Annotated in this window: 1 protein-coding gene; it reads right to left on the bottom strand. The window is 61.9% G+C overall.

What is annotated here, in order from left to right; all coding sequences use genetic code 11:
- The coding region (locus HL666_RS33845; protein ID WP_311976898.1) for an IS5 family transposase at positions 1-392 on the bottom strand (392 nt) is incomplete at its 3' end.
- Between the last annotated feature and the right edge of the window lie 70 nt (positions 393-462).

Below are 462 nucleotides of genomic sequence, written 5' to 3'. Positions count from 1 at the left end.
TAGGGCGTGGACTCATAAGCCTTGGCCCAGAGGCGGGTTGAGCCGAGTGCGACTGCCGCGAGAAAGTTGCGAGCGAGCTTGTCGAAACGGGTCGCGATGCGCCTGAAATGCTTGAGCTTGCAGAAGAAGCGCTCAACCAGATTTCGCTTGCGATAGATGCGGCGGCTGACGGAGCGTTGGACCACTCGCTGGCTGGTGGAGGGAATATGAGCCCTAGCTCCGCGGGCTCTGATCATGTGCAGGAGGGCATCGGCGTCGTAACCACGGTCGGCCACAACATCACGGCATTTGAGCCCTTGGAGCAGAAATGGCGCGGCACGCAGATCGTGGGCCTGCCCCGGGGTTAGCATCAGCCGGACCGGCAGTCCGTTCTCGTCGACGACCGCATTGATCTTGGTGCTCAGTCCTCCACGAGAACGGCCAATGGCGTGATCCTCGCCCCCTTTTTACCCCCAGCGGCGT

It is taken from the genome of Bradyrhizobium aeschynomenes, assembly GCF_013178945.1.
Lineage (GTDB): Bacteria > Pseudomonadota > Alphaproteobacteria > Rhizobiales > Xanthobacteraceae > Bradyrhizobium > Bradyrhizobium aeschynomenes.
Note: the sequence above shows the minus strand (reverse complement) of the source record. Positions and strands in the feature narration are given on the sequence as shown.